Genomic DNA, 1740 nt, shown 5'->3' on the forward strand with positions numbered 1-1740 from the left:
CGATCGTGGATCGTGTCGGCGGCGGCGATTCCTTTGGTAGCGGCTTAATTTATTCCCTAATAACCGGCAAGGCACCACAAGAAGCAGTGGACTTTGCCGCCGCAGCTTCCTGCTTAAAACACAGCATAACCGGTGACTTTAATCTGGTTAGCGTGGATGAGGTGGAGCTCCTGGCGCGCGGAGACGCTTCGGGAAGGGTGCAGAGATAAATGGATGCTAAACGGTGTAAGCGTCAAATAGCACCCGCCTGGCCACTCCCCCTTTATGACCTACTCTACAGTGCTTTCAACCTTGTTTTAAACGGCGACGTGCTGAAAATCAAGAAAGGGGGCGGCTCCGGAAAGTGAACAGATAACAGTCGACAAAAAACCAAAAATGTACAACTCTGGTAAATGCTCAATAGAACCTAAATACTGAAACGAGGAAAAATCAAAAGGAGGAAGCTAAAGTGAACAGAAAGTCAAAGAGAATCCTTACCTTTGTCCTATGCGCGATATTGGCCTTCGGCCTGGTTGCCGGATGCTCATCCAGCAGTAGCCAGCAGAAGACACAGAGTGACACAACGACTCCCGGAGAGGAAACACAGTTCTTTTCCTTTCCCTGTTCCCAGACCGGAACCTTCCAGTATATGTACGTTGCCTCCATCTCAGGCCTAATGAAGGAAGTTCACCCCGAATATAACATGACTTGCGAGGCTTCTAACGGTACCAGTGAAAATATCGATTTAGTCTATCGCGGTGAAGCCGCTATTACACTCGCTTCTCCAGAGCGGCTGTACAACGCTTATAACGGTACGGGCAAGTACGAGGACAAGGGCAAGCTTAACTGCGGTATTCTGTGGAGTTACATGTCCCAGGCCACGCTGCTCTTCGTAAAGGACAGCTCCGACATCTACGGCTACGAGGACCTCGCTGGCAAGAAGGTGGCCATAGGAGCCGCTGGCTCCTCCAATGAGTTCAAGAATTCCTACGTGCTCGAGGCTTATGGCTATACCCGCGCTTCTGAGGACGTTTACGAGTTTAATGAGCTAACCACCTTCTCCATTGACTACCCCGAAGCCGCCCAGGCCCTTGCTGAGGGTACTATCGACGCCATCATCGCCACACAGCCGCTGCCAGAGCCCTCCATTTACGAGCTTAGCATGACTACGAAGCTGCGAGTCTACGGCCTCGATGAGGAGATCTACGCCAACTTCAGGGAAAAGTACGCTTGGATGTGGGACACCATTGTTCCGGCTAATGTCTATCGTGACCAGGATGAGCTGATAACTACCCTCGGCGATCCCAACTACGTGTGGGCTTCCGTGGACCTGCTCTCTGAGGAAGACGCCTACAACATCACCAAGGCTTATGTTGAAGTACTACTTCCACAACTTGCTAAGCAATATGACCAATGTAAGGCCTTTAATGACGACCACAGACTGCTGACCGCTAACTGGGTTATCCCCGGCCACCCTGGCGCCGTCAAGTATTATAATGCAATTGGCCTAAGCACTGACGTCATCGAGCCGTAAAATCCTTGGAGCAGCGGTGTGATGTCAAGTGGTAATTGGAAATTATTTTAGAAATTCGCTGCCGTCGAGGAGGTGTTTGCCCGAAAAAGGCATCACTAATTAAGGAAGTTGCTTTCCCGCACCAAAGCTTGTACCAGATGGTATCTGGCCCGGGTTAATCTTTGCAAAGCCATCATCGGTTCACTCCAGGTGAAAGGATGAGGCAAATGACCGGCCTTAAGCTTAGC

General features: G+C 50.6%; 2 protein-coding genes. Both read left to right on the forward strand.

What is annotated here, in order from left to right:
• On the forward strand, nucleotides 1-209 hold a 209-nt coding region (locus tag GX016_09985; protein ID HHT71873.1), incomplete at its 5' end, for a sugar kinase.
• Between the two features lie 239 nt (nucleotides 210-448).
• Nucleotides 449-1513 (forward strand): TAXI family TRAP transporter solute-binding subunit, encoded by a 1065-nt coding sequence (locus tag GX016_09990; protein HHT71874.1) that lies wholly within the window; start codon nucleotides 449-451, stop codon nucleotides 1511-1513.
• Nucleotides 1514-1740: the final 227 nt, after the last annotated feature.

Source organism: Bacillota bacterium (assembly GCA_012837285.1).
In the GTDB taxonomy this organism is placed as follows: domain Bacteria; phylum Bacillota; class DTU030; order DUMP01; family DUMP01; genus DUNI01.